General features: G+C 73.0%; 4 protein-coding genes and 1 pseudogene. All 5 read left to right on the top strand.

Features of this window, described 5'->3' with window-relative positions; translation table 11 throughout:
• Positions 1-933 (top strand): annotated as a pseudogene (locus tag RIF68_RS33385) (ATP-binding protein); the annotation flags it as partial.
• A gap of 7 nt (positions 934-940) precedes the next feature.
• On the top strand, positions 941-1375 hold the full coding sequence (locus RIF68_RS33380) for a roadblock/LC7 domain-containing protein (RefSeq protein ID WP_309055214.1): 435 nt from the start codon (positions 941-943) through the stop codon (positions 1373-1375).
• The gene (locus tag RIF68_RS33375; protein WP_309055212.1) at positions 1372-1749 is read left to right on the top strand and encodes a DUF742 domain-containing protein; all 378 of its coding nucleotides are present in this window, start codon (positions 1372-1374) and stop codon (positions 1747-1749) included. The genes RIF68_RS33380 and RIF68_RS33375 overlap by 4 nt, the downstream gene beginning before the upstream one ends.
• The gene (locus tag RIF68_RS33370) at positions 1727-2350 is read left to right on the top strand and encodes an ATP/GTP-binding protein (RefSeq protein WP_309055211.1); all 624 of its coding nucleotides are present in this window, start codon (positions 1727-1729) and stop codon (positions 2348-2350) included. Before RIF68_RS33375 ends, RIF68_RS33370 begins: the two co-directional genes overlap by 23 nt.
• The coding region (locus tag RIF68_RS33365; RefSeq protein ID WP_309055209.1) for a GAF domain-containing protein at positions 2347-2821 on the top strand (475 nt) is incomplete at its 3' end. The genes RIF68_RS33370 and RIF68_RS33365, both read left to right, overlap by 4 nt.

The following is a 2821-nucleotide window of genomic DNA, read 5'->3' as shown; positions in this document are numbered from 1 at the left end:
GCGCCGCACACCACGGTGCTCCTCCGCGCCCAGTACGTCACGGCCGGACTGGCGATCGAGGTCGAGGACCGGGGCCTGGGCATGCCGGTCACCGAGCAGAACAAGATGAACGCCCTGCTCTCCGACCCCGACCAGGTCAACGTCGCGCACCTGCTCCAGGACGGGCGCATCGGTCTCTTCGTGGTCTCGGCGCTGGCCCGCCGGCACGGCATCGCCGTCCGGCTCCAGTCGAACATCTACGGCGGCGTCCAGGCCGTCCTCGTCCTGCCGCAGGGCCTGCTCGGCGCCGACCCCGAGGGCCTCGCCCAGCACGAGCGGCAGGCCGCGGCCGCCGCCGGGTCCCCGGCCGTACCGCCCCAGCAGGTACAGCTCCAGAACCAGGGGCAGCCCACCGCCGCACTCCAGGCACCGGCCACGCCGGCCCCGGCCGACGTGGCACCGGCCGCCCCGGCCCCCGCACCCCGGCCCCCGGCGCCCGTCCGTCCCTCCGCACCCGCCCCGGAACCGGCCACGGCCCGGCACGAGGGGTCCGCGGCCCGCCCCGAGGAGGCCCGCGCGCACGCCACGCCCCCGCCCCCGAACTCGTACTCGCGTACGACCCCGCCGGTGAACGGCTTCCAGGACCACGGACCGGCCCCCACGTCCGGCCCCACGGCCCCGATACCGGCCCCGTCGACCGGCCCGGAGCCCACGGCACGCCCGGTCCCCCCGGCCCCCCGTGCCGAGGCCCCCGGCCGGCCCCTCCTCCCCAAGCGGCGCGCCCAGGAGCACCTCGTCCCGCAGCTGCGCGACGAGCCGGCCGCCCGCAAGCCGGAGGAACACGCCCTGCACGACCCCGGCCTGATGGCCGCGTTCCAGCGCGGAATCGGCCTCGCCGAATCCCAGCCCGCCCCCCATGAACCGCTGCGTCCCGGTGACGCGCACAAGGAGTAGATGCACCATGGCGAGCAATGTGCCGACCGGCCATTCCTCGGATCTCGACTGGCTGCTGAGCGGCTTGGTCCAGCGGGTCCCGTACACCCGCAACGCGGTTCTGCTCTCCTCCGACGGTCTCGTCAAGTCCGTCCACGGCCTCGACCCCGACGCCGCCGACCACATGGCCGCCCTCGCCTCCGGGCTCTACTCGCTCGGACGCAGCGCGGGCGCCCGCTTCGGCGACGGCGGCGAGGTGCGCCAGGTCGTCGTGGAGCTCGACTCCACCCTCCTCTTCGTCTCCACCGCGGGCTCCGGCACGTGTCTGGCCGTGCTCGCCGGACGCGAGGCGGACGCCGCGGTCCTCGGCTACGAGATGGCGATGCTCGTCAAGAGCGTCCGGCCGTATCTCGTCACCCCGGCCCGGCAGGCGGCCGGAGCGGCAGGTGGCACAGGGCAGTGAACGCGACCCCCCATCAGGACGGGCCCTGGCTCGACGACGCGGCCGGCCGGCTGATCCGCCCCTACACGGTGAGCGGCGGCCGGACCAAGCCCAGCACCGCGCTGGACCTGCTCTCGATGGTGATGGCGACCGGTACGTCCCCGCAGCCGCACCTGGGTCCCGAACACAGCCTGGCCCTCGGGCTGTGCGACGGGCCCACCTCGGTGGCCGAGATCGCGGCGCACTTACGGCTGCCGGCCGTCGTCACCAAGGTCCTCATCTCCGACCTCGTGGACTGCGGGGCGCTCACCGCCAGGGCGCCCCGGTTCCACGCCAATCCCACCGACCGTTCCTTGCTGGAGGCAGTGCTCGATGGCCTACGACAACGGCTCTGAGCGCCACGACAGTTCCGCGCCCGATCCCTTCCCGACCGCGCTGAAGATCCTCATCGCGGGCGGGTTCGGCGTGGGCAAGACCACCTTCGTGGGCGCCGTCAGCGAGATCGAACCGCTGAGCACCGAGGAGCTGCTGACCTCGGTCAGCGCGGCCACCGACAGTCTGGAGGGCGTGGAGGGCAAGACCACGACCACCGTCGCCATGGACTTCGGCCGCATCACCCTCGACGAGCGCAACGTGCTGTACCTCTTCGGCACCCCGGGCCAGGAGCGCTTCTGGTTCATGTGGGACGAGCTCTCCGAAGGGGCGCTCGGGGCCGTCGTCCTGGCCGACACCCGCAGGCTCCAGGACTGCTTCTCCGCCGTCGACTTCTTCGAGCGGCGGGGCATCGAATTCGTCGTGGCGGTCAACGAGTTCGACGGCGCCTACCGCTACGACCCGGATGAGGTGCGGGCCGCGCTGGACCTCAAGCCGGAGGTGCCGGTCGTCCTGTGCGACGCCCGGATCTCCAGCTCGGGCATCCGTACCCTGCTCACCCTCGTCCAGCATCTGCTCACCACCATCCCGGCCCCCGCGCCGAGCTTCGGAGCCACGTCATGACCTACGATCCGACCGGTCACCTCCTGCTGACCCCCATCGACAAGGACGCGCCGGCCCGTGTGCAGCGGCTGCGCGAACTGGGCCTGGGGGAGCGGCCCGAGCCGGCCTTCGACAAGTTCGCCCACCGGCTCGCGGAGGTGACCGGCGCCCCGTACTCGATGGTCAACTTCATCGACGAGAACCGGCAGTTCTTCGCCGGACTGCACACCCCGGCGGGCACCCACTCGGGCAGTGACCTCGGTGCGGCCGCCGCGGGCGGTGGCGGGGTCGGCCGCTTCATGGCCCGCGACCACGGGTACTGCCCGCACGTCGTCGTCCGGCGCAAGGCCCTCGTCCTGGAGGACGTCTGCGACTACCCGCGTTTCGCGGGAAACCCGGTCGTGGACGAGATCGGCATCCGCTCCTACATGGGCGCTCCGCTGATCGACCGTACCGGCGTCGCGCTGGGCACCATCTGCGTGGTCGACACCG

Origin of the sequence: Streptomyces sp., from assembly GCF_031178505.1 — a bacterium.
Lineage (GTDB): Bacteria > Actinomycetota > Actinomycetes > Streptomycetales > Streptomycetaceae > Streptomyces > Streptomyces gulbargensis.
This window is presented reverse-complemented; position numbering and strand designations above follow the sequence as displayed.

Excerpts from the sequence above, each read along its gene's own strand:
- RIF68_RS33370 (WP_309055211.1), top strand. The coding sequence starts at position 1,727 with ATGGCCTACGACAACGGCTCTGAGCGCCACGACAGTTCCGCGCCCGAT.
- RIF68_RS33380 (WP_309055214.1), top strand. The coding sequence starts at position 941 with ATGGCGAGCAATGTGCCGACCGGCCATTCCTCGGATCTCGACTGGCTG.